20 protein-coding genes are annotated in these 23,482 nt (G+C 69.8%); 10 read left to right on the forward strand and 10 right to left on the reverse strand.

Annotated elements, in window-relative coordinates; all coding sequences use genetic code 11:
* The first annotated feature begins 15 nt into the window (after positions 1–15).
* A complete protein-coding gene (locus tag BLR21_RS08750; RefSeq protein WP_256334568.1) occupies positions 16–357 on the forward strand; it encodes a hypothetical protein in 342 nt (113 codons plus the stop codon).
* On the opposite strand, the gene BLR21_RS08755 is transcribed toward BLR21_RS08750, so the two are convergent.
* Genes BLR21_RS08755 through BLR21_RS08765 form a run of 3 tightly spaced genes read right to left on the reverse strand, consistent with a single transcriptional unit; the run spans position 354 to position 4,415 of the window.
* Positions 354–1,955, reverse strand: a complete 1,602-nt coding sequence (locus BLR21_RS08755; RefSeq protein ID WP_090005308.1) for a phospho-sugar mutase — start codon at positions 1,953–1,955, stop codon at positions 354–356. The genes BLR21_RS08750 and BLR21_RS08755 overlap by 4 nt on opposite strands.
* Positions 1,952–2,743: a purine-nucleoside phosphorylase gene (locus BLR21_RS08760; protein ID WP_090005309.1), complete on the reverse strand. Its 792-nt coding sequence runs from the start codon at positions 2,741–2,743 to the stop codon at positions 1,952–1,954. Before BLR21_RS08760 ends, BLR21_RS08755 begins: the two co-directional genes overlap by 4 nt.
* A 34-nt stretch (positions 2,744–2,777) precedes the next feature.
* On the reverse strand, positions 2,778–4,415 hold the full coding sequence (locus BLR21_RS08765) for a serine/threonine-protein kinase (protein ID WP_090005310.1): 1,638 nt from the start codon (positions 4,413–4,415) through the stop codon (positions 2,778–2,780).
* Positions 4,416–4,505: 90 nt separating this feature from the next.
* Between BLR21_RS08765 and BLR21_RS08770 the strand changes: the two genes are divergently transcribed.
* From BLR21_RS08770 to BLR21_RS08795, 6 genes are all read left to right on the forward strand, one after another.
* Positions 4,506–6,200, forward strand: a complete 1,695-nt coding sequence (locus BLR21_RS08770; protein WP_090005311.1) for a methylmalonyl-CoA mutase family protein — start codon at positions 4,506–4,508, stop codon at positions 6,198–6,200.
* Positions 6,197–8,332, forward strand: a complete 2,136-nt coding sequence (gene scpA / locus BLR21_RS08775; RefSeq protein WP_090005312.1) for a methylmalonyl-CoA mutase — start codon at positions 6,197–6,199, stop codon at positions 8,330–8,332. The genes BLR21_RS08770 and scpA overlap by 4 nt, the downstream gene beginning before the upstream one ends.
* The gene (meaB, locus tag BLR21_RS08780) at positions 8,325–9,317 is read left to right on the forward strand and encodes a methylmalonyl Co-A mutase-associated GTPase MeaB (RefSeq protein ID WP_090005313.1); all 993 of its coding nucleotides are present in this window, start codon (positions 8,325–8,327) and stop codon (positions 9,315–9,317) included. The genes scpA and meaB overlap by 8 nt, the downstream gene beginning before the upstream one ends.
* A 56-nt stretch (positions 9,318–9,373) precedes the next feature.
* Positions 9,374–9,667: a hypothetical protein gene (locus tag BLR21_RS08785; RefSeq protein WP_090005314.1), complete on the forward strand. Its 294-nt coding sequence runs from the start codon at positions 9,374–9,376 to the stop codon at positions 9,665–9,667.
* 204 nt (positions 9,668–9,871) lie between these two features.
* Positions 9,872–11,044, forward strand: coding sequence for a M20 family metallopeptidase (locus BLR21_RS08790; protein WP_090005315.1), 1,173 nt, complete (start codon positions 9,872–9,874; stop codon positions 11,042–11,044).
* A complete protein-coding gene (locus BLR21_RS08795) occupies positions 11,041–12,318 on the forward strand; it encodes a M20 family metallopeptidase (protein WP_030478522.1) in 1,278 nt (425 codons plus the stop codon). Before BLR21_RS08790 ends, BLR21_RS08795 begins: the two co-directional genes overlap by 4 nt.
* Before the next feature lie 63 nt (positions 12,319–12,381).
* Here BLR21_RS08795 and BLR21_RS08800 read toward each other — a convergent pair whose 3' ends face one another.
* A complete protein-coding gene (locus tag BLR21_RS08800; RefSeq protein ID WP_090005612.1) occupies positions 12,382–14,091 on the reverse strand; it encodes a glycerol-3-phosphate dehydrogenase/oxidase in 1,710 nt (569 codons plus the stop codon).
* 284 nt (positions 14,092–14,375) lie between these two features.
* On the opposite strand from BLR21_RS08800, the gene BLR21_RS08805 reads away from it, so the two are divergent.
* Both BLR21_RS08805 and glpK read left to right on the forward strand, forming a co-directional pair.
* Positions 14,376–15,119, forward strand: a complete 744-nt coding sequence (locus BLR21_RS08805; protein WP_090005316.1) for an MIP/aquaporin family protein — start codon at positions 14,376–14,378, stop codon at positions 15,117–15,119.
* 14 nt (positions 15,120–15,133) lie between these two features.
* Positions 15,134–16,642 carry a glycerol kinase GlpK gene (glpK, locus tag BLR21_RS08810; RefSeq protein ID WP_090005317.1) on the forward strand — a complete coding sequence of 503 codons (1,509 nt, stop codon included), beginning with the start codon at positions 15,134–15,136 and terminating at the stop codon, positions 16,640–16,642.
* A gap of 50 nt (positions 16,643–16,692) precedes the next feature.
* On the opposite strand, the gene BLR21_RS08815 is transcribed toward glpK, so the two are convergent.
* From BLR21_RS08815 to BLR21_RS08830, 4 genes are read right to left on the reverse strand one after another with little or no spacing between them, the layout of a single operon-like run.
* Entirely contained in the window at positions 16,693–17,232 is a 540-nt protein-coding gene (locus tag BLR21_RS08815) for a sortase domain-containing protein (protein ID WP_176929543.1), read from the reverse strand.
* Between the two features lie 60 nt (positions 17,233–17,292).
* Positions 17,293–17,991: a hypothetical protein gene (locus BLR21_RS08820; RefSeq protein ID WP_090005319.1), complete on the reverse strand. Its 699-nt coding sequence runs from the start codon at positions 17,989–17,991 to the stop codon at positions 17,293–17,295.
* Between the two features lie 16 nt (positions 17,992–18,007).
* Positions 18,008–18,595: a class F sortase gene (locus BLR21_RS08825; RefSeq protein ID WP_090005320.1), complete on the reverse strand. Its 588-nt coding sequence runs from the start codon at positions 18,593–18,595 to the stop codon at positions 18,008–18,010.
* Positions 18,596–18,639: 44 nt separating this feature from the next.
* On the reverse strand, positions 18,640–20,043 hold the full coding sequence (locus BLR21_RS08830; protein WP_030478529.1) for an NAD(P)H-quinone dehydrogenase: 1,404 nt from the start codon (positions 20,041–20,043) through the stop codon (positions 18,640–18,642).
* A 108-nt stretch (positions 20,044–20,151) separates the two neighbouring features.
* On the opposite strand from BLR21_RS08830, the gene BLR21_RS08835 reads away from it, so the two are divergent.
* Positions 20,152–20,601: a gamma-glutamylcyclotransferase family protein gene (locus BLR21_RS08835; RefSeq protein WP_030478530.1), complete on the forward strand. Its 450-nt coding sequence runs from the start codon at positions 20,152–20,154 to the stop codon at positions 20,599–20,601.
* Positions 20,602–21,459: 858 nt separating this feature from the next.
* On the opposite strand, the gene BLR21_RS08840 is transcribed toward BLR21_RS08835, so the two are convergent.
* Both BLR21_RS08840 and BLR21_RS08845 read right to left on the reverse strand, forming a co-directional pair.
* A complete protein-coding gene (locus tag BLR21_RS08840; protein ID WP_090005321.1) occupies positions 21,460–22,266 on the reverse strand; it encodes an ESX secretion-associated protein EspG in 807 nt (268 codons plus the stop codon).
* On the reverse strand, positions 22,266–23,480 hold the full coding sequence (locus BLR21_RS08845; RefSeq protein ID WP_090005613.1) for a PPE domain-containing protein: 1,215 nt from the start codon (positions 23,478–23,480) through the stop codon (positions 22,266–22,268). Before BLR21_RS08845 ends, BLR21_RS08840 begins: the two co-directional genes overlap by 1 nt.
* Positions 23,481–23,482: the final 2 nt, after the last annotated feature.

Consider the following 23,482-nt stretch of genomic DNA (forward strand, 5'->3'; position numbering starts at 1 on the left):
TACACAGGAGGGACCATGAAGACCACCGCCCTAATGCACACCAGTCCTCGTCAGCGCCGCATCACCTGGGGTTTCGGCCTTGCGGTCAGCATCGGGATGATCGGGATCGGGCCCCTGTTCGCGTCGGTGTGGCCGGGGTTCGACCACAGCCCGTGGGACATCAACACGATGTTGTTCGGACTCGGCGTGGGGCTCTGCGCGATCGCGTACATCTTCGGGCGGATCGCCGTCGCGGCGGTCACCGAGGGACGCCGCAACGCGGTGGCCCCGCCGACCAGAAGGGCCTACCTCGTGGCCGGCGGGGGTTTTGTCCTGGCCGCGCTCGCGTTGACGCTCGCGTTGGCGACGAACAGCTAGCTGACGAGCCCGGTCACCCGTTCCCGCAGTTCAGCCATCCGGGCCTGGCCTGACGCACGGGCGGACTCCAGTCCGTCCGTGACCGGCTCGACGACTTCCAGGTACGCCTTGAGCTTCGGCTCGGTGCCGGACGGGCGCACGATCACCCGCACGCCGTCCGCCGTCCAGCGCAGCACGTCCGCGCCGGGCAGCAGGTCCTCCGACTCGAAGCCGGCAGGCGGCGAAGAGCGCAGCCGGGCCATCGTCGCGCCGATCAGGCTCAGATCGGTGTAGCGCAGGGAGACCTGGTCGGTCAGGTGCAGGCCGTGGTCCGCCGCGAGCTGGTCCAGCGCGTCCAGCAACGTGCGGCCGGACGCCTTCAGGCCGGCGGCCAGGTCAGCGGCGACGACGGCGGCAGAGATGCCGTCCTTGTCCGCGACGTGCGCGGGATCGACGCAGTTGCCCAGCGCTTCCTCATAGGCGAACACCAGGCCCTCGCCCGCGCGCGCCAGCCATTTGAAGCCCGTCAGCGTCTCCGCGTACCGGGCGCCGTGCGCGGCCGCGATCGACCTGAGCAGCGACGACGACACGATCGTCGTCGCCACCAACGGATCCGTGGACTCGGTGGTCGACAACACGAGCGAGCCGAGCAGCACGCCCGTCTCGTCGCCGCGCAGCATCCGCCACGTCCCGCCGTCGTCGACGCCCAGCGCGCACCGGTCCGCGTCCGGGTCCAGCGCGATGGCCAGGTCCGCGTTCACCGACGCCGCAAGGGAAAGCAGCTCGTCGGACGCGCCCGGCTCCTCGGGGTTCGGGAACACCACGGTCGGGAAGTCCGGGTCCGGCACCGCCTGCGACCGCACCACGTGCACGTCGGTGAAACCCGCGCGCCGCAACGCTTCCACGGCGAACGCGCCACCCACGCCGTGCATCGGCGTCAGCGCGATCTTCAGCGAACGCGCCTGACCGGTCGGCAACGACGCGACCCGCTCCAGGTACGCGTCGACCTCGGCGTCCGAGACCGTGGTGTACGTGGCGTTGCGCGGCACGGAGACCGCGGCCGGAACCGCCTCGATCGCCTTCTCGATCTCGCCGTCCGAGGGCGGCACGATCTGCGCACCACCGGTCAGGTAGAGCTTGTACCCGTTGTCCGCAGGTGGGTTGTGCGACGCGGTGATCTGAATTCCCGCCACCGCACCATGTGCGCGCACCAGGTACGCCAGCACCGGCGTGGGCAACGGTTCCGGCAGCACCCGCACGTCGAAACCGGCCGCCGCCATCACCTCGGCGGCGGCGGTGGCGAACTCCTCCGAGCCGTGCCGCGCGTCGCGCCCGACGAACACCAGGCCGGGTCCGCCGAGCCACGACGCCAGGCCGGCCGTCGTGCGGACGACCGTGGCCACGTTCATGCCGTTCGTGCCCGCCCGCACCGGCCCGCGCAGTCCGGCGGTGCCGAACGTCAGCGGACCGGCCATGCGGTCCTGGAGGTCCTCCGCCGCGGCGGGGTCGCCGCCCATCGCCCGCGCCAGCACGCCCTGCAACTCGGCGCGAGTCGCGTCGGACGGGTCGTCGGCGATCCACCGGAACGTCGCGTCACGCAGTGCCGGCGTCAGGCTCATGCCCGGTCCACCAGCTCACGCAGCAGCGTGCCCATGCGCTGAGCGGCGGCGGCACCGGCCTCCAGCACCTCCTGGTGGTTCAACGGCTCACCGGTGATGCCCGCCGCGAGGTTCGTGACCAGCGACAGGCCGAACACCTCGACGCCCTCGGCGCGCGCGGCGATCGCCTCGTGCACCGTCGACATGCCGACCAGGTCCGCGCCCATCGTGCGCAGCATCCGGATCTCGGCGGGCGTCTCGAAGTGCGGGCCGGGCAGCCCCGCGTACACGCCCTCCTCCAGGGACGGGTCGATCTCCTGCGCGAGCTTGCGCAGCCGCGGCGAGTACAGGTCCGTGAGGTCGACGAACCGCGCGCCGACGAGCGGCGACAGCGTGGTCAGGTTGAGGTGGTCGGAGATCAGCACCGGCTGCCCGACGGCCATGCCCTGCCGCAGGCCACCGGCGGCGTTGGTCAGCACGACCGTCGACACACCTGCGGCGGCGACGGTGCGCACGGCGTGCACGACCTTCTGGACGCCCTTGCCCTCGTAGCCGTGGGTGCGGCCGAGCACGACGAGGACCTTCTTGCCGCCGACCTCGACGGAACGGATGGTGCCGCCGTGGCCGAGCGCGGTCGGCGCCTCGAAGCCCGTCAGCTCGCCCACCGGAATCTCGGTGACCGGCTCGCCGATCACGTCGGCGGCGGGTCGCCAGCCGGAGCCGAGCACGATGGCGATGTCGTGCTTCGTGTTGCCGGTGCGGCTCTGGATCTCTTCCGCGGCCTTGCCGGCCAGCTCTTCTGGAGTCACCGCGAGAGCTTAAGCCGTCTGCCGGGGAGACGGCTCACACCGGGGCGAACGTCGAGGCGATCGCGTCGAACAGCCGCACGCGCGCCTCGTCCTCCTGCTCGGTCGGCACCACGACCTCGACCACCCACAGGTCGTTGCCGTACGGCAGCACGCGCGAGAAGTGCGACCTCCGCAGCGCGTTCGGCTCGTCACCCTCGACCGTCCGGTAGATGAACTGGACGCTGGCCTCTCTGCGCGGCCCCGCCAGGTCCGGCGTCGGCACCATCTCGCCACCGAAGAACCTGCCGGGCCAGCGCGCCTGCACCCCGGCGACGTACATCTTGATGTCGCGCTTCGGGTAGTACTCGGGGAACCGCTGCACCGTCGTCTCGTAGGCGCCGCTCCCGGACACGAAGTGCACCATCGCCGAGGCCGGCAGCCGCTGGTTGCCGGCCCGTTGCTCGGCGTAGGCCGACCAGCTCTGCTCGACGTGCAGCGCGAACTTGCCGCCCTGGTCGCCGTTCGCCAGCACGGCCGACGCGGTGCGGGGCTGCAGCGTCGCCGACGTGGGCAGGGTCGGCAGGGTGGGCAGCGTCTGCTCGGTCGGCGGCAGCAGCGAGGCCCCCGCGGCGAACCTGGTCAGCGCGAACCCCCCGCCGGAACCCGCGACGAACAGCAGCACGGCCACGACCAGCACGAACGCCGAGGTCAGCCGCCCGCGCCGGCGCGGGGCACCGAACGGCCTCGTGACGAGGAACGGCAGCGGGCCGGGGTCGTCGGCCAGCGGCGCGTCCGGCTCGATCCTGGGCTTGGGCCGCACGACGATCGGCGGCTGCACCGCCGCACGGACCTCGAACGCGTCCGTGCCGGGCTCCGGCAGCAGCTGGTAGACCTGCTTGCGGACGTCGACGAGCGACAGGCGTTCGGCCGGCTCCTTGCGCATCAACCCGCTGATCACCGGCGCGAGCCGACCGGCACCGGCCGGTACCGGCACGTCGCCGTTGATCACCGCGTTGATCGTCTGCATGACGTTCTTGCCCACGTAGGGCGGCTCGCCGGCCATCGCGGCCCACATCGTCGCGCCGAGCGACCACCTGTCCGCGGCCGCCGACACGTCACCGCCCTGCGCCACCTCGGGCGCGATGTAGGCGGGAGTGCCGAGCGTGATGCCGCGCGCGGTCATGGTGGCCTCGGCGACGTTGCGCGCGATGCCGAAGTCGGTGAGCTTGACCCGCCCGTCGTCGGCGATGAGCACGTTGCCGGGCTTCACGTCCCGATGCGTGATGCCGGCCCGATGCGCCGACTCCAGCGCCGCCGCGATCGCGTCCAGCACCGCCGCGCCCTGCTTCTCGGTAAGGCAGCCCTGTTCCTGCAACACCTCGCCGAGACTGCGCGACGGCACCAGTTCCATCACCACGTACGGGTCGCCGTCGTGCTGGACGACGTCGTAGAGCGTCACGAGGTTCGGGTGGGACAGCGCGGCGACGGCACGCGCCTCGCGCATGGTCCGTTCCCGCAGCTGCGCGGCCTCGACGTCGGGCATGCCCGGGGTGTGCAGGATGCCCTTCACGGCCACCTGCCTGCCCAGCACCTCGTCGCGGGCGGCCCACACCGTGCCCATCGAGCCCTGGCCGAGCACGTGCAGCAACTGATACCGCTCCGCGATCAGGCGCTTCAGGTCAGCCTTGTCCACGTCTCGATTGTTCCTGACACACTGACTGCATCGTTAACGGCGGTGAACCTCACATAGCCGTGCCGGTACCAGTCGGTAACACTGCAACGCATGATGGAGTTGGCCTTGCCCGCCGAATTCCGCCCGAACGAGTTCCCCGCCGCGTCGAGGGAACAATGGCGTGAGCTGGTAGACGCTGTCCTCTCCAAGACCGGAGCGAGCTTCGACTCGCTGGTCACGAAGACGTACGACGGCATCGAACTCCAGCCGCTCTACACCCTCGACGACGCCCTGGAGCCGTACGCGCTCGCGCCGGTGAAGCAGGGCTGGGACATCCGCCAGCGCCACGCCGTCGCCGACCCGGTCGCTGTGATGAACGACCTGGAGGGCGGCGTCACCTCGCTGTGGCTCGCCGTGCCGGCCTCGTCGCTGGAGCGCCTGCTGGACGGCGTCTACCTCGACCTCGCGCCGATCGTGCTCGACGGTTCCGTCGAGGCCGCGCGAGCGATGCTGCGGATCTACGACCAGGCGCCGCTGCTGGCCTCCGACGTGCGCGGCAACCTCGCTCTGACACCTTCGGGTGAAGCTCTCGACGTCATCAAGCAGGCCCGCGCGCAGTTCCCTGGACTGCGGACCGTCGTGGTGGACGCGTTGCCGTTCCACGACGCCGGCGGCTCCGACTCCGAGGAACTGGGTGCCTCCCTCGCACTGGCGGTCTCGTACCTGCGAGCGCTGACCGTTGCCGGCCTTTCGGACGCGGAGGCCTTCGCGCAACTGGAGTTCCGGTACGCCGCGACGGCCGACCAGTTCATGACGATCGCCAAGCTGCGGGCCGCTCGCCGGCTGTGGGCACGGGTCGCCGAGGTGTCCGGTGTCGAGGCCGTGCAGGTCCAGCACGCCGTGACGTCGTCCGCGATGATGACCCGCCGCGACCCGTGGGTGAACATGCTGCGTACGACGGTGGCGTGTCTGTCCGCCGGTCTTGGCGGGGCTGATTCGGTGACCGTGCAGCCGTTCGACGCGGCCATCGGCCTGCCGGACGAGTTCGCCCGGCGCGTCGCGCGCAACACGCAGAACCTGCTGCTGGAGGAGTCGCACCTCGGTGAGGTGATCGACCCGGCCGCCGGGTCGTGGTACGTCGAGAAGCTGACGGACGCCCTCGCCGTCGAGGCCTGGGCGTGGTTCCAGGAGATCGAACGGGCGGGTGGGATCGACTCGGCTGGGGAGTTGGTCGCCTCGCGGATCGCTGCCACCTGGGCGGCCCGGTCGGCTCGGCTCGCGGATCGCAGCGACCCGATCACGGGGGTGAGCGAGTTCCCGAACCTCGCCGAGAAGCCGGTCGTCCGCGACCCTGCTCCTGATGTCACGAGCGGCTTGCCGCGGGTCCGTTACGCCCAGGCCTTCGAAGAGCTGCGCGACCTCGCCGACGCCCAGCCCGAACGCCCCCAGGTCTTCCTGGCCACCCTCGGCCCGGTCGCCGCCCACACCGCCAGGGCCACCTTCGCCGCGAACCTCTTCAACGCCGGTGGTTTCGCCACTCCGAACGCGGGCCCGACCAGGACCGCCGAGGACGTGGCACGGAAGTTCAGGGAGTCCGGCGCGAAGGTCGCCGTCCTGTGCGGCAGCGACTCCAGCTACGCCGACCAGGCGGTCGCCACCGTCGAGGCCCTGCGTCAGGCCGGCGCCGAGCGGGTACTCCTGGCGGGCAAGAAGACCGACGCGGACGTGGACGGCTTCGTCTTCACGGGCTGCCCGGCGCTGGAAATCCTGAACAGCACTTACGCATTTTTGGGAGTGGAGCGATGATCCCCAACTTCGCGGACATCGACCTCGGCCCTCTCCCGCAGGCGAAGTACGAGACCGATCTGCCGTCGTGGGAGACGCCGGAGGGCATCGCGGTCAAGCCGGTCTACGGTCCGTCCGATGTGGAGGGTCTGGACTTCCTGCGGACCTATCCCGGCGTGGCGCCGTTCCTCCGCGGCCCCTACCCGACGATGTACGTCAACCAGCCGTGGACCGTGCGCCAGTACGCGGGTTTCTCGACGGCCGAGGAGTCGAACGCCTTCTACCGCCGCAACCTCGCGGCCGGGCAGAAGGGTCTGAGCGTCGCGTTCGACCTCGCCACGCACCGCGGCTACGACTCGGACCACCCGCGCGTCGCCGGTGACGTCGGCATGGCCGGTGTGGCGATCGACTCGATCTACGACATGCGCACGCTGTTCGACGGCATCCCGCTGGACAAGATGTCCGTGTCGATGACGATGAACGGCGCGGTGCTGCCGATCCTCGCGCTGTTCGTGGTGGCGGCGGAGGAGCAGGGGGTGAAGCCGGAGCAGCTCATGGGGACGATCCAGAACGACATCCTCAAGGAGTTCATGGTCCGCAACACCTACATCTACCCGCCGAAGCAGTCGATGCGGATCATCTCCGACATCTTCAGCTACACGTCCCAGCACATGCCGAAGTACAACTCCATCTCCATCTCCGGCTACCACATGCAGGAGGCCGGGGCGACGGCCGACCTGGAGCTGGCGTACACGCTCGCGGACGGCGTCGAGTACATCCGCGCCGGCCGGGAGGCGGGGCTGGACGTCGACAGGTTCGCGCCACGCCTGAGCTTCTTCTGGGCGATCGGCATGAACTACTTCATGGAGATCGCCAAGATGCGGGCCGCGCGCCTGCTCTGGGCGAAGCTGGTCAACGACTTCGAACCGAAGAGCCAGAAGTCGCTCAGCCTGCGCACGCACTGCCAGACGTCTGGGTGGAGCCTTACCGCACAGGACGTGTTCAACAACGTCGCGCGCACGTGCGTCGAGGCGATGGCGGCGACGCAGGGGCACACGCAGTCGTTGCACACCAACGCACTCGACGAAGCTCTCGCGCTTCCCACCGACTTCTCCGCGCGCATCGCCCGCAACACCCAGCTGCTGCTGCAACAGGAATCCGGCACGACGCGCGTGATCGACCCGTGGGGCGGCAGCGCCTACGTCGAACGCCTCACCGCGGAACTCGCCGCGAAGGCCTGGGAGCACATCACCGAGGTCGAGAAGGCGGGCGGCATGGCCCGCGCGATCGACGAGGGCATCCCGAAGCTGCGCATCGAAGAGGCCGCCGCCCGCACGCAGGCGCGCATCGACTCCGGACGCCAGCCCGTCATCGGCGTCAACAAGTACCTGGTGGGCACCGACGAGAAGATCGAGGTCCTCAAGGTCGACAACGCCGGTGTCCGCGTCCAGCAGCTCGAGAAACTCCGCAGGCTCAGGGAGGAACGCGACCAGTCCGAAGTGGACAGTGCGCTGGAGGCCCTGACGAAGGCGGCGAGCGGCGAGGGCAACCTGCTGGAGCTGGCGATCGACGCCGCCCGCGCCAAGGCCACCGTCGGCGAGATCTCCGAGTCGCTGGGCAAGGTGTGGGGCCGGCACAGCGCGCAGATCCGCACCATTTCCGGCGTGTACCGGCAGGAGGTCGGATCGGTGTCCAACGTGGACGCTTGCCGCGAGGTCGTCGAGGCGTTCGCGGAGGAAGAAGGCCGCCGCCCGCGCATCCTGGTCGCCAAGATGGGCCAGGACGGGCACGACCGCGGCCAGAAGGTCATCGCCACGGCGTTCGCGGACCTCGGCTTCGACGTCGACGTCGGCCCGCTGTTCCAGACGCCGGACGAGGTCGCCCGCCAGGCCGTCGAGGCCGACGTGCACATCGTCGGCGTGTCCTCGCTCGCCGCCGGCCACCTCACGCTGGTCCCGTCGCTCAAAGAAGAGCTCGCGAACCTCGGCCGCGAGGACATCATGATCGTCGTCGGCGGCGTCATCCCGTCGCAGGACTTCGACGAGCTGTACGCGGCGGGTGCGGCGGCGATCTTCCCGCCCGGCACCGTGATCGCGGACGCGGCCAAGGACCTGCTGGTGAAGCTCGCGGACCAGCTCGGGCACCATGGCTAGGGCGGTCGACGTCGCCGAGTACACCAGAGGGGTCCTCGACGGCGACCGCGGTGTGCTCGCGAAGGCGATCACGCTGGTCGAGTCGACGCGCGCGGAGCACCGGGCCAAGGCCCAGGAACTGCTGGTCGAGCTGTTGCCGAAGTCGGGCGACGCGATCCGGGTCGGCATCACGGGTGTGCCCGGCGTGGGCAAGTCGACGTTCATCGACGCCCTCGGCACCATGCTGACCGAGCAGGGGCACCGGGTCGCCGTGCTCGCGGTCGACCCGTCCTCCACGCGCACCGGCGGCAGCATCCTGGGCGACAAGACGCGGATGCAGCGGCTGTCGGTGAACCAGGCCGCGTTCATCAGGCCGTCGCCGACCAGCGGCACGCTCGGTGGCGTCGCGCAGGCCACCCGCGAGACGATCGTGCTGGTCGAGGCCGCCGGCTTCGACGTCGTACTGGTCGAGACCGTCGGCGTCGGGCAGTCGGAGGTGGCCGTCGCGAACATGACGGACTGCTCGCTGTTCCTGACCCTCGCGCGCACCGGTGACCAGCTGCAGGGCATCAAGAAGGGCATCCTGGAGCTCGCGGACGTCGTCGCGGTCAACAAGGCCGACGGCGAGCACGAGCTGGAGGCCCGCAAGGCCGCGCGCGAACTGGCCGGGGCGTTGAAGCTCCTGCGCCCGCCGGACGCGCTGTGGCACCCGCCCGTGCTCACCTGCTCCGGACTCACCGGCACCGGTCTCGACGAGCTGTGGTCCCGAGTGCTGGAACACCGCAGGGCCCTGACCGACGCCGGGGAACTGGACGAACGCCGCCGGCGTCAGCAGGTCGACTGGACCTGGATGATGGTCCGCGACGAACTGTGGCGGCAGGTGCGCGAGAGCACCGCGGTGCGTTCCCTCGCCCCCTCTCTCGAAGAGAAGGTCCGACTGGGAGAGCTCACCGCAACCCTTGCCGCCGAGCAGATTTTCAAGGCGTTCCAATCGGACACACGGTGAGCGCTTAACTAGTTTGGGTGACCTTCGATCGTGGTATTCGAGGTAGAGTTCAGGCCATGTCGAGGTTGCTGCTGGCCTGCGTGTTCTCGCTGATGAGCGTTCTCGGGATCGCCGGGGTGGCATCCGCGCAAGAGGCGGCGAACGCGCCTGTGCCGGCTGCGCAGCAGACGACCGTGAACCCGGCTCCCGACGTGAACTCGCCGCAGGAGCCGTCGCCTGAAGCTCGTGAGGAGACCAAGCGCAAGCTGTGGATCGGCGGCATCGCCGTTCTGCTGTTCGTGCTGGTCTACTACCGCAACAAGAAGCGGTGGGCGAAGTGGCGCAAGGAGCGGGCGGCCAAGAAGGGCTGACCGGGGGCCGTTCGGCGTGAGACAGGTCGTCCCACCTGGTGGGACGGAATAGCGAAAGTTAAGCGTGTCTCTCGGCCATCTGCGTCATCGTTGATCGGTCAGACCGAAACTCGCTCGCCGCTTGGCGCAGCGCTGCGACCGGCCGTCCGGTTGATCATCATCAGCGCGCCGCGTCCCACAGGTGGTGATGCAGGATGGTGGCAAATGGGTACCGACTTGAAGATCAGCACACGCTCGACCGTCGAGCGGTACTCGGACGCGCTGCTGGACCTGTCGCACTCGATCCACGCCGAGCCCGAGCTGGCCTTCGAGGAGCACCGCAGCGTCGAGAAGATCACCTCATTGCTGGTCAGGGAGGGTTTCGAGGTCGACCGCGGTGTGGCGGACCTCGACACCGCGTTCGTCGCGACGTTCGGCGACGGCGAGCTCGTCCTGGGGCTTTGTGCCGAATACGACGCTTTGCCCGAAGTCGGGCACGCGTGCGGGCACAACGTCATCGCGGCGGCGTCCGTCGGCACCGCACTCGCGCTGCGTGACATCGCCGACCGGCTGGGTGTCACCGTGAAGGTGATCGGGACCCCGGCGGAAGAGGTCGGTGGCGGCAAGGTGCTCATGCTGGAACGGGGCGTGTTCGACGACGTCTCGCTCTCGATGATGGTGCACCCGGCGCCGTACGAGTCCTGCGCAGCCAGATCGCTCGCCATCACCGATCTCGAGGTGCACTACAAGGGCAAGCCGTCACACGCGGCCGCCGCCCCGCACCTGGGCGTCAACGCCGCGGACGCGGTGACGATCGCGCAGATGTCGATCAGTCTGCTGCGGCAGCACTTCGAGCCAGGTCAGATGGTCAGCGGCATCGTCACCAACGGCGGTACCGTGCCGAACGTAATACCCGCCCGCGCATCGGCGATGTTCGATGTGAGGGCGGAAAACCTGGAATCGTTGCAGCGCCTGGAGAACCGGATCCGGGACTGCTTCTCCGCCGGTGCGCTCGCGACCGGTTGCACCCATGAGGTCGTGCAGGTCTCACCGATCTACGCCGAGTTGACCCCCGACCCGTGGCTCGCGGACGCCTACCGGCGTGCGGCCACCGAGCTGGGCAGACGACCGCTCTCGCCAGAACAGGAACAGCGGGAGAAGATCGGGAGCACCGACATGGGCAACGTCACCAGAGTGTTGCCCGCCATCCACCCGACCATCGCCATCGACTGCGGAGACGCGGTGAACCACCAACAAGAGTTCGCGACCGCCTGTGCCTCGGCGTCGGCCGACCGTGCGCTCCTCGACGGAGCACTTGCCATGGCCTGGACGACGATCGCGACAGCCACCGATTCCCAGCAGCGCGCACGGCTGCTGGCCCGCGGAGGTGCGGCATGACGGTTCTGGACTCCCGGCCCTCGGGCTCCTCAACTGTGAAGACGTCCCCTGAGATGCTCGTCGGCCCCACCGGGGTGAGCATGTCTCCTGTGGATGATCTCGGAGAAGGCCGCGGCCCCGCGTGGCTCGACGACTGGCTGAAGGCGCACGCCGCCGACGTCGTCGCCTGGCGACGCCACATCCACGCCCACCCCGAGCTCTCCCGGCGCGAGTACAACACCACCGAACTCGTGGCGAAGCTGCTGCGCGAGGTGGGCCTCAAGCCGCGCATCCTCCCCGGCGGCACGGGCCTGATCTGCGACATCGGCCACGGCTCCCGCTGCGTGGCTCTCCGCGCGGACATGGACGCCCTGCCGTTGCACGAGAACACCGGCCTGCCGTTCGGATCCACTGTGGACGGTGTGTCGCACGCGTGCGGTCACGACGCCCACACGACGGTCCTGCTCGGCACGGCGCTGGCCCTCGCTTCGGCGACGGAACTGCCGGGCCGCATCCGCCTGGTGTTCCAGCCGGCGGAGGAGGTCATGCCGGGCGGTGCGCTCGACGTGCTCGCCGCGGGTGGGCTCGACGGCGTGGAGCGGATCTTCGGCCTGCACTGCGACCCACGTCTGCAGGTCGGCCGCATCGGCACGCGCATCGGCGCCATCACGTCGGCCTCCGACCTGCTGGAGCTGCGGCTGTCCTCGCCGGGCGGCCACACCTCGCGCCCGCACCTCACCGCGGACCTGGTGCACGCCCTCGGCACGGTCATCACCGGCCTGCCCACGATGCTGTCGCGCCGCGTCGACCCCCGCTCCGGCACCGTCCTGGTGTGGGGCGCGGTGCACGCGGGCGAGGCGCCGAACGCGGTCCCGCAGGACGGCCTGGTGCGCGGCACGCTGCGCACCGGCGACCGGGACATCTGGGCCGAACTGGAGCCGCTGGTCAAGGACCTCGTGACGGGCCTGCTGGCCCCGACCGGCGTCGGCTTCGACCTGCATCACCGCCGCGGCGTGCCGCCGGTGGTCAACGAGCGCGAGTCCACCCAGATCCTGCGCGCCGGCATCGAGGCTGCCCTGGGTGACGACGCGCTCGCGGGCACCGAGCAGTCGTCCGGTGGTGAGGACTTCGGCTGGTACCTGGAACACGTGCCCGGCTCGTTCGCACGCCTCGGCGTGTGGAACGGCCAGGAGAAGCAGCGCGATCTGCACCAGCCGACGTTCGATCTGGACGAGCGCGCGCTCCTCGTCGGGGTCCGCGTCATGGTCCACACGGCGCTGGCCGCCCTGGCCTGAGTTTTCGGCGTCTGCAAGTACCGCCGGCAGTACTTGCAGACGCCTTTTTGGCCTTGGCGGAGGTCAGCTCACGGGCTCGGTCAACTGCGGACGTGCCTCCGGCGCGGCGGCCCTGACCGCGTCCGCCGCCTGGTCGTCCTTCTGAGTCTGGGACGTGCGCTCGGCCTCGACGCGCGCGTTGTAGACCTCGACCTCGCGCTTGATCGCGTCCTCGTCCCACCCGAGGATCGGCGCGACCAGCCTCGCCACCGCCTCCGACGAGTCGACGCCGCGGTGGGCGTACTCGATGGAGATGCGGGTGCGCCGGGTGAGGACGTCCTCCAGGTGCATGGCGCCCTCGTGCGAGACCGCGTACACCGCCTCCACCTGCAGGTAGTCGGGGGAGGCCGGGATCGGCTTCAGCAGCTCGGGGTTGTCCGCCGCCAGTGCCAGCACCTCGTGCACCAGCGAGCCGTAGCGGTCGAGCAGGTGCCGGACGCGGTACGGGTGCAGGCCGTGCTTGGTCGCGAGCTGGTCGGCCTGGTTGACCAGCGCGTGGTAGCCGTCGGCACCGACCAGCGGCACCTTGTCGGTGATGGACGGCTGGATGCGACCGGGCATGTCCACCTGCGCCGCGTCCACGGCGTCCGCGCCCATCACCCGGTACGTCGTGTACTTGCCGCCCGCGATCGCGACCAGCCCCGGCGAGACCCGCGCAACGGCGTGTTCGCGGGAGAGCTTCGACGTCGAGTCGGACTCGCCCGCCAGCAACGGCCGCAGGCCCGCGTAGACGCCCTCGATGTCGTCGTGCGTCAGCGGGGTCGCGAGCACGGAGTTGACGTGTTCGAGGATGTAGTCGATGTCGTGCTTGGTGGCCGCGGGGTGTGCCAGGTCGAGGTTCCAGTCCGTGTCCGTGGTGCCGACGATCCAGTGGTTGCGCCACGGGATGACGAACAGCACGGACTTCTCGGTGCGCAGGATCATCCCGGCCTCGGCGACGATCCGGTCGCGCGGAACGACGATGTGCACGCCCTTCGACGCCCGCACCCGGAACCGGCCGCGCGAGCCCGAGAGCCGCTGCAGCTCGTCGGTCCACACGCCGGTCGCGTTGATCACCGCGTGCGCCCGCACGTCGACCTCGCGCCCGTCCTCGACGTCGCGCACCCGCACGCCGGACACGCGGTCCGCCTCGCGCAGGAACCCGACGACCTGGGTCGACGTGCGCACCACCGCGCCGTAGTGAGCGGCGGTGCGACCGACCATCATCGTGTGCCGGGCGTCGTCGGCCTGGGCGTCGTAGTAGCGGATGCCACCGATCAACGCATCGCGCTTCAACGCGGGGACCAGCCGGAGCGCGCCCGCTCGGGAGAGGTGTTTCTGCCCCGGCACGGACCGGGCGCCGCCCATCGTGTCGTACAGGAACAGACCGGCCGCCGAGTACGGGCGTTCCCAGATGCGGTTGCTCAGCGGGTAGAGGAACGCGACCGGCTTCACCAGGTGCGGGGCGATGCGGGTCAGCATCAGCTCGCGCTCGCGCAGTGCCTCGCGCACCAGTCCGAACTCGAGCTGCTCCAGGTAGCGCAGGCCGCCGTGGAAGAGCTTGGAGGAACGGCTCGACGTGCCGGACGCCAGGTCACGGGCCTCGACGAGCGCGACCCGCAGGCCTCGGGTGGCAGCGTCGAGCGCCGCGCCGACACCGACGACACCGCCGCCGATCACGACGACGTCGAACGTCTCGGCCCCCAGTCGCTGCCAGGCTTCCTCGCGTTCGGCAGGTCCGAGCCGGCCGGTGATCGGCGGCTCGGCATGGGTTCGTGGTGGTACAGCTGCGTTTTTGCGCGTGGCCACGACAGACGCCTCCCTGCTACGACTGCGCTTCACGCTACCTTCAGCGACCGCCTCCCGCCCACGGGCGCGCGGGCCGGAACCGGATGGCCCGAAAACGGCCTGACCGCAGGTGCTCGGCGTAGACAACTGATCAGCTCGGTAATAGCGTCCGAGCACGTTGCAGGCGGGCGGCGCGGCCCTGACCTCGGGTTTGCGCGTCCTGCCTGGCCGCAAACGAGTGGAGGTCGACGATGAGCGCAGGCTCGATCTTCGTCTGGGAGCTGCTGGGGACCGCGGTCCTCATCCTCCTGGGCACCGGTGTCGTCGCGAACCAGGTGCTCAAGAACACGCTCGGCAACAGCACGGGCTTCCTGTTCGTCAACGTCGGCTGGGCCTTCGCGGTCTTCGCCGGCGCCAGCATCGCCAACCCCAGCGGGGCGCACCTCAACCCCGCCGTGACGCTCGGCCTCGCGGTCGCGGACAAGACGCCGTGGGGCGACGTTCCCGTGTACGTCCTCGGTCAGATGGTCGGCGCGATCATCGGCGCGATGCTTTGCTGGGCCACGTACAAGCTGCAGTTCGACACGCACGACGAACCGCAGAACACGCTCGGCATCTTCTCCACCGGACCGACCGTGCCGAACAAGCCGTGGAACCTCGTCACCGAGATCATCGGCACGTTCGTGCTCGTTTTCTGGATCCTGTTGTCGCCCGGCGCGAAGGAGTCGGTTGACGGGGTTCCGCAGTTCGGCAACTCGGCGCTCGGGTACGCGGGTGTCGCGTTCGTCGTGCTGGTGATCGGCACGTCGCTTGGTGGGCCGACCGGCTACGCCATCAACCCGGCGCGCGACCTCGGTCCGCGCATCGCCTACGCGTTCATGATGCCGATCCGCAACAAGGGCAACGCCAACTGGAGCTATTCGTGGGTTCCCGTCGCCGGCCCGCTCGTGGGTGGCGCGCTGGCCGCGTTGCTCTTCCTGGTTCTCCCGGTCTGAAAGGACTTCTCGCAATGACGCAGTACGTGGCCGCGATCGACCAGGGCACGACGTCGACCCGGTGCATGATCTTCGACCACTCCGGACGGGTGGTGGCGGTCGACCAGAAGGAGCACGAGCAGATCTTCCCGAGGGCCGGGTGGGTCGAGCACGACCCGAAGGAGGTCTGGCAGAACGCCCGCCAGGTCGCCGCAGGCGCGCTCGCGAAGGCCGATCTGTCCACTTCGGACATCGCCGCGGTCGGCATCACCAACCAGCGCGAGACCGCGCTGGTGTGGGACAGGAACACCGGTGAGCCCGTCTACAACGCCATCGTGTGGCAGGACACCCGCACGGACAAGATCGTGCAGGAACTGGGTGCGCTGGGCGGCGGTCAGGAGCGCTACCGCCAGAAGGTCGGCCTGCCCCTGGCCACCTACTTCTCCGGGCCCAAGGTCCGCTGGATCCTCGACAACGTCGAGGGCGCGCGGGACCGCGCCGAGGCCGGTGACCTGCTGTTCGGCAACATGGACACCTGGGTCCTGTGGAACATGACGGGCGGCACGAACGGCGGCGTGCACGTCACCGACCCGACGAACGCCTCGCGCACCATGCTCATGGACCTCGACACGTTGCAGTGGGACGAGTCGATCGCCGCCGACATGGGCATTCCGATGTCGATGCTGCCGGAGATCCGGTCGTCGTCCGAGGTCTACGGCCAGGTGCGCGAACGCGGCGCGCTGGCCGGCGTGCCGATCGCCGGCATCCTCGGCGACCAGCAGGCGGCGACGTTCGGCCAGGCCTGCCTCTCGCCCGGTGAAGCCAAGAACACCTACGGCACCGGCAACTTCATGCTGCTCAACACCGGTACCGAGAAGGTGATGAGCGAGAACGGGTTGCTCACCACCGTCTGCTACAAGATGGGTCAGGCGCCCGCGGTCTACGCCCTGGAGGGCTCGATCGCGGTCACCGGTTCGCTGGTGCAGTGGCTGCGGGACAACCTCGGCATGATCGGCTCGGCGGCCGAGATCGAGGAGCACGCCCGTACGGTGGAGGACAACGGCGGCGCGTACTTCGTGCCCGCGTTCTCCGGCCTGTTCGCGCCGTACTGGCGTTCCGACGCCCGTGGCGCGATCGTGGGACTCACGAGGTTCGTCAACAAGGGCCACCTCGCGCGGGCCGTGCTGGAGGCGACCGCCTTCCAGACCCGCGAGGTGCTCGACGCGATGAACGCCGACTCGGGCGTGGACCTGACCGCGTTGAAGGTCGACGGCGGCATGGTCGTGAACGAACTGCTGATGCAGTTCCAGGCGGACATCCTCGGCGTTCCCGTCATCCGGCCGGTCGTCGCGGAGACCACCGCACTGGGTGCCGCCTACGCGGCCGGTCTCGCGGTCGGGTTCTGGAAGACCGAGGACGAGATCCGCGAGAACTGGGCGCAGGACAAGCAGTGGGAGCCGCAGATGGACGACTCCCGCCGTGCGTCCGAGTACGCGAACTGGAAGAAGGCGGTGACGAAGACCTTCGACTGGGTAGAGGACTGAGTTTTGGTCGCTGCTCCGCGAACTCGCAAACCTCGCGGGCTCGCGGGCGGTCATTGAGAGGGGGCTGCGTGCACGATCACGTTGTCGCGGGTGCCGCACGTGATCAGCCGCAGCCCCTGCTCGTCCTTGTCCCGTGCGACGGCCTCCGCGAAGAAGTCGTCGCGGATGATCCGTTCCGTGCGGGTCACGGTGAACCGGGCGACCGAACCGTCCTTCTTGGACACTTCCAGCAGGTCGCCCTCGGCCAGGTCGTTCAGGCGGTAGAAGACGCCTCTGGCCTTGTTGCTCTCGATCCGGCCGACGATGATCCACTGCTGCGGTTGGGTCTGGTACCACCCGGCCTGCATACCCTCGTTGGCGGGCGGCATCTGGACGGCGCCCTGCTGGTCGAGGCCGAGCGCGACCAGTGACGAGCGCACGCCGATCCGCTCGACCCGCAGTTCCATCGGGTCGGAGTTGCCGAGCGGTGACACCACCGGCGGCGGAGCGCTGTCGCTCGTCGCCGCCGATGGCTTCGGTGCCGGTCCCTGCGAACAGGCGGTGGTGGCCAGCGCCACGCACAGCACCGCGATCAAGACACGAGTCCCCACGGACCCATTGACGCACATCTCGTGGGTTGGTTGCACGCCCGGTCGAGACCGTGATCATCGTTACGGCGCGGTGCCGCCACCACCCGTCTCCGGGGCGCCCTTCGGCTTGACGACCGGCTTCGGCTTCGGCTTGGGCGCCTGGGGATTGGGCGGTGTCGTCGTGGTCGGTGGCGTGCCGAGGATCCGGAACGTCTTCACGCTGCGTTCCGGGCGGTCGGTGCACTGGAAGACGACCTCGTACGTGCCGGGAGTGGTGATCACCTTGGTGTCACCGCTGAAGCGGCCGAAGTTGCCGCCGCGGGTGAACCTCAGCGGCTCCGCGAATCCGGGTGACTCGAGTGGCCCCCACCCTTGGCAGCCGGTGTGCACGTCGCCGCCCGCGGTGATCGTGCCGCCCGGCTCGACCTCGGTCGGGTACAGGTACCAGTTGATCACCGGTCGCAGCACGGTGAACTGCGCCGTGAGCGTCATTCCGTCGCACTGGACGGACGCCGTGTACGTACCCGCTCTGTTGACCCGACCGAAGCCGTATCCCTTGGTGGGGTCGGACGAGCTTGGGCTGAGCACGATCGGTGCGTTGAGTCCGGGTGACGTGACCTCGGAGTACGCCTTGCAGGGTCCGACGAGCGCGCTGATGGTCCGGCCGCTCACCACGGTCGGTTCCATCACCAGCGCAGGTCCCTCCTGCTGTGCCGTCGCGAGCGGTGTGAACGCCACGGTCGCCGACAATGCGATCGCGGTGGTCAGAGCTGTTCTCATGTGGTTGTTCCCTCCCTCAGATCAGTGTCGCGTAGACGATGATGTTGTCCCGGTAGCTGCGGTTGGCCTGGTCGTAGCCGCCCCCGCAGGTGATCAGCCGCAGCTCGGGTTCTCCGGTGTCGCCGTAGACGGCCTCGGTGGGGAAGCTGCTCTTGGCGATCTGCTCGGTCGCACGCACGCGGAACCGTGCCGTGCTTCCGTCCTTTCTGGACACCTCGACCTCGTCACCTTCGGCGAGTTCCTTGAGGCGGAAGAAGATTCCCGGCTGCTTGTTGCCGTCGACGTGACCGAGGATGACGGCGGGCCCGACCTCACCCGGTGTGCGGGCGAGCCGGTACCAGCCGGCCTGCATCGGCTGCTCGACCGGCGGCACCTCGATCGTCTCGTCCGGGTTGAGCCCCAGCGGGACGAGCGAGGACTTCGCGCCGATCTTCGGGATGCGCACCTCCACCGGTTCCGACGGCGGCAGACCTCTGTCCACAACGGACGGTGCGGTGGAGGTCTGCCCGGTCGGAACCGGCGCGGTGGGCAGCGTGATGTCGGGCGCCTCGGCGCAACCGGTCAGCAGCGCCAGCGCTACGAGAATCCGCCAGAACGAACGCATGCCCCGGACACGTCGGTGTCCGGGGCATCGTTGCCGTGCGTTACCTAATCGAGATCGTCGTGCCGCATGAGCTGGCGACCGGCCTCGGTGATGGAGCCCGAGAGCGACGGGTAGACCGAGAACGTCGTGGCGAGGTGCTCGACGGTGAGCTGGTTCTGCAGGGCCAGCGCGATCGGCAGGATGAGCTCGCTCGCGTTCGGCGCCACGACGACGCCGCCGATGACGACGCCGGTGGCCGGGCGGCAGAACAGCTTCACGAAGCCGCGGCGCAGACCCTCCATCTTGGCGCGGGGGTTCGTGGCGAGCGGCAGCATGATCGTGCGCGCGGGCACCTCACCCGAGTCGATCGCCTGCTGGCTGATGCCGACGCTCGCGATCTCCGGGTTGGTGAAGACGTTCGCGGCGACGGTCTTGAGCTTGATCGGGCTGACGCCCTCGCCCAGCGCGTGCCACATCGCGATGCGCCCCTGCATGGCGGCGACGGACGCGAGCAGCAACACGCCGGTGCAGTCGCCGGCCGCGTAGACGCCGCTGACGTTGGTCCGGCTGACCCGGTCGACCGGGATGTACCCGCCACGCCCGAGCTCGATACCGATCTTGTCGAGGCCGATGTCGTTCGTGTTCGGCACCGAACCGACGGTCATCAGGGCGTGCGACGCCTCGATCGTGCGACCGTCTTCCAGGTGGATCAGGACGCCGTCGCCGACGTTCTCGACCCTGTCCGCGCGGGCGTGCTTGACGACGGCCGTGCCGCGCTCGGCGAACACGTCCTCGAGCACCGCGGCCGCGTCGGCGTCCTCGTGGGGCAGCACCCGGTCCCGGCTGGAGACCATCGTCACCTTCACGCCCATCTCGGTGTAGGCGCTGGCGAACTCGACACCGGTGACGCCGGAACCGATCACCGCGAGGTGTTCGGGCAGCTCGGGCAGGTCGTAGATCTGCCGCCAGGTGAGGACCCGCTTGCCGTCGGGCTCGGCGCCCTGCAACACGCGCGGGGTGGCACCGGTTGCGATGAGCACCACATCGGCGTTGAGGACCTCCTCCTCGCCGCTCGCGGCGGTCGCCACGACCTGGTGCTGGGCGAGCCCACGCGAGTCGTCGACGAACTTCGCGCGCCCGTTGATGAGCCGCACGCCCTCGCGCTGAAGGCGCGCCCGGACGTCCGCGGACTGGGCCAGAGCCAGACCCTTCACCCGTCCGTGTACAACCGGCAGATCAACGGCGGCCTGCTCGTTGTGAGTCTGAATGCCCAGCTCACCGGCGTTGCGGAAGGCACTGCGAGCCCCCGCGGAGGCGATGAACGTCTTGGACGGCACGCAGTCGTACAACACGCACGCGCCACCCGCCCCGTCGTTCTCGACGACGGTCACGTCGGCGCCGTGCTGCGCAGCGACCAGGGCTGCCTCGTAACCTGCGGGGCCGCCGCCCATGATGACGATGCGGGTCACGATCAGTCCCTTCCGCGTGCTTGTCGGCCGGCACAACCGTACGCGTTGACCGAATCGACCGTGTCGTCAGTACCGAAAGCTGATCGCAGGGTCGCTACGCTGTCGGACGTGCCGCTCTATGCCGCGTACGGGTCGAACATGGATCCGAACCAGATGATGGAGCGAGCCCCGTACTCCCCGCTCGCGGGGACCGGCTGGCTCGTTGGTTGGCGCATGACGTTCGGTGGCGAGGACCTCGGCTGGGAGGGCGCCCTCGCGACGATCGTCGAGGAGCCAGACCACCAGACGTTCTGCGTGCTTTACGACGTGTCCCCGCGCGATGAGTCGCGGCTGGACCGGTGGGAGGGCGCGCTCGGGCTCTACAAGAAGATCCGGCTGCGGGTGCAGACCCTGGAGGGGTCTGTGGTGGCCTGGCTCTACGTGCTGGACGCCTATGAGGGCGGGTTGCCGTCTGCCCGGTACATCGGGGTGGTCGCGGATGCCGCTGAGGCTGCTGGGGCGCCTGATGACTATGTGAACGATTTGCGGACACGGCCCTGTCAGGGGATCGGGCCCTGACGGGTGGGTGGTCGCCTGCCGGGTGAGGGGCGTGCGGGTCGGCTTTGGCCTGTTCCTGTTCCAGCGGGGTGGACGCCTGCCGTGCGGTCGGTCGCCTTGCGTGGGTGGGTTGGGGCCGCGCGGGTCGGCTTGCGTTGGGCTGGCGCCGGTTCCAGCGGGGTGGTCACCAATGCGGTCACGTCACCGTGCGTGGGTGGCCGGGCGGGCAGGACCGGGCCGGTGCCGGTCATCGCCGCTGCGCGTCGATAGCGATTGGGGCTTGACCTTGAGCCTCTGGCGGGATGCTTGACGGCCGGAAAAGGCCGGGCTGAAAAGCGCCCGGCCGTGCCCATGAGGGGAGCATCCCGCCCACTCAAGGTAAAGCCCCAATCGCCGGGGTTGGTTGCGTCATCACCGCTTCACCAGCAAGGAGAGGTTCACACGCCTCGGCTCCGCCATCGCCGTGGGCGGAAGGGCGGCTCGGCTCCGCCGTTGCCCGTTGTGTGCGGAGGGACGCCTCGGCTCCGCCGTTGCGTTGGGCGGCAGGGTGGCTTGGCTTCGCCGTTGCCCTTCGCGTGCGGAGGGATGCCTCGGCTCCGCCGTTGCGTTGGGCGGCAGGGTGGCTTGGCTTCGCCGTTGCCCTTCGCGTGCGGAGGGATGCCTCGGCTCCGCCGTTGCGTTGGGCGGCAGGGTGGCTTGGCTTCGCCGTTGCCCTTCGCGTGCGGAGGGATGCCTCGGCTCCGCCGTTGCGTTGGGCGGCAGGGTGGCTCGGCTCCGCCATCGCCTGTCGCGCTTCGCCGGGGTGCCGACACGCCGGTAGAAGCGTTGCCACGGCGGGTGCTTTGCCCGTCCCAGTCAGCGTGAGCGGGCCTGGACCGGTCAGGCGCCGGTGGCCTCCGCCAGCAGTTCCACCAGGTGGTGGTGCATGCGGCGGTAGTCGACCGGCGTGATGGTCGACCAGGGCGGCTGGCCCTCCGCTGCCCGGCGCATCTGCAGGTAGCGGCCCTTCGGGGTGTCGTAGAACGCGACCACGCGGTCTGGGCGGACTCGCTTGCCCCACTTGTCGCGGGCCGCGGCGCCGAACTGGCCTCGGTTCGAGGCGTCGCGGATCATCTCGGCCAGTGTGTGGGCGTCGTCGGTGCGGAGTGTGCCGCGTAGTGCCTCTTCCAGCTCTTCCGGGGTGTTCGCTGACGTTGCTGCCGCGTCCAGGTCCGCGGACGGGAGGGTGATGGAGTGGCCCTCGCCCGCCGGGGCGGTGGGGAGGGCCGTCAGGGCCTCGCGGGGGAGGCCGTCGGCTTCCGCTGGGCGGAGGATCAGCTGGGTGCCGTCGAGGATCGCCAGGACGCCTGCCTGGCCCTTGCCGGCGGCGAGGACGCGGAGGCTGCGTTCCTGCAGCCACATGCGGGCGTCGATCTCCTGTTGCGGGCGGTTCAGGACGTGCAGCAGGTCTTCGAGGGTCGGGTCCAGGGAACGGGGGCCGCCGAGGCCGCGGGCGCCCAGCTGGAGCCAGACGCGGTCCTCGATGGCCTGGCGTTCCTCGGTGGTCTTGCCCGGTGACGGGACCTTCAGGACGAGTGGCATCGTCTCCAGGCCCAGGTGGTCCCAGAGAACGTCGAACTCCAGCGTCGAGAGGACCACCGGGTCGCGCGTGTCGCTCGCCCCGACGTCCAAGCCGAACATAGTCATCAGTCGGTCGTGCTCTCCCCGATCACGGGCAACGTGTAGCTGCCCACGCCATAGATGTCGTCGCGCTCGCGCAGGTAGTCGGCGGCCTTGTGTTCCAAGTCCTCCTCTTCCTCTCCCTTGCGCGCTCCGCCCATGCCGCCGAACGGGTCGAACGACGGCGGCATCGGCACGGCCCTGCGGTGCACCTGGTCGTTGTTCGAGGCACCGGCCGTGCCCATCGAGCCCATCGCGGAACCCGCCGCGCCGGAGACACCGGCTGCCTGGCCCTGCTGCATGACCGTGCCCATGGCGGCCGCGCTGGAGGTGGCGGTCGCGCCGTCCTCCATCTGCTTCGCCTCGGAGCCGGTGGACGAACCCGAACGGCCGGCCGTGCGCTGGCCCGGCAGGCCGACGCCCGCGGTGCCCGTGCCGCCAGGCCCGGCGGTGCCGGTGGTGCCTGCCGACGAGAGCGAGGTGTTCGAGCCCTTCACCGCAGCCGCGCCGGTATTGGTACCGGTGCCCGAGGTGCTCGTCGTGGAACCCGGCGCGGGCGTGCCGCCGCGAGGCGGCGGGGCGGTGGAGCCGCGCGTGCCGGACGAGGTGCGGCCACGCGTCGCGCTGCCACCCGTTCCGTGCGGGCCGACGCCCCAGACAGCGGCCGTGCCGATCTGGGCGCTACCACCGTGCGTGGGGCCGGTGCCGCTGATCTGCAGCTGCGGCGGCTGGGAGAACTGGCCGAGCGTCGAGGTGTTCGCCGTCGTGGACGACGCGTAGGTCGACATGACCTCACGGGCGCGGCGCTCGGCGGCGTCCTGGGCCGCCTCCTGCTTCTCGTGGTCGGTCTGGCCGCCGAAGAGGTGCGTGAGGCCGGTGACGAGGGCGCCCGGCTGCTCGGCGGTCACCTTGACCGGCGCCGGCATGTCCGCGCGGGCCTTCGAGACGTAACCGGCCTGCAGTTCGGCCGAGTAGCGCATGACGTCCGCGCCGGTGCGCGCGCCGTCCGCCCAGGCGGCGATCGGGTTCAGGCCGGCCTGCGCCATGTCGGCGGCCTTGCCCTGCCACTTCGCGCCCGACTGCGAGATGCCCTTGTGCAGGTCGTCGTTGATCTCGGACAGCGCGGCCGAGACGCCCTGCCACCGCTCCATCGACGTGAACGACGCGGAGGCGCCGGGACCCGCGTGGATGCGTTCGTACAGCTCTTTGTGGCTGAAGCCCTGCCAGCGGTGATCGGCCATCG

It is taken from the genome of Lentzea albidocapillata subsp. violacea (genome assembly GCF_900100275.1).
Classification (GTDB): Bacteria; Actinomycetota; Actinomycetes; order Mycobacteriales; family Pseudonocardiaceae; genus Lentzea; species Lentzea violacea.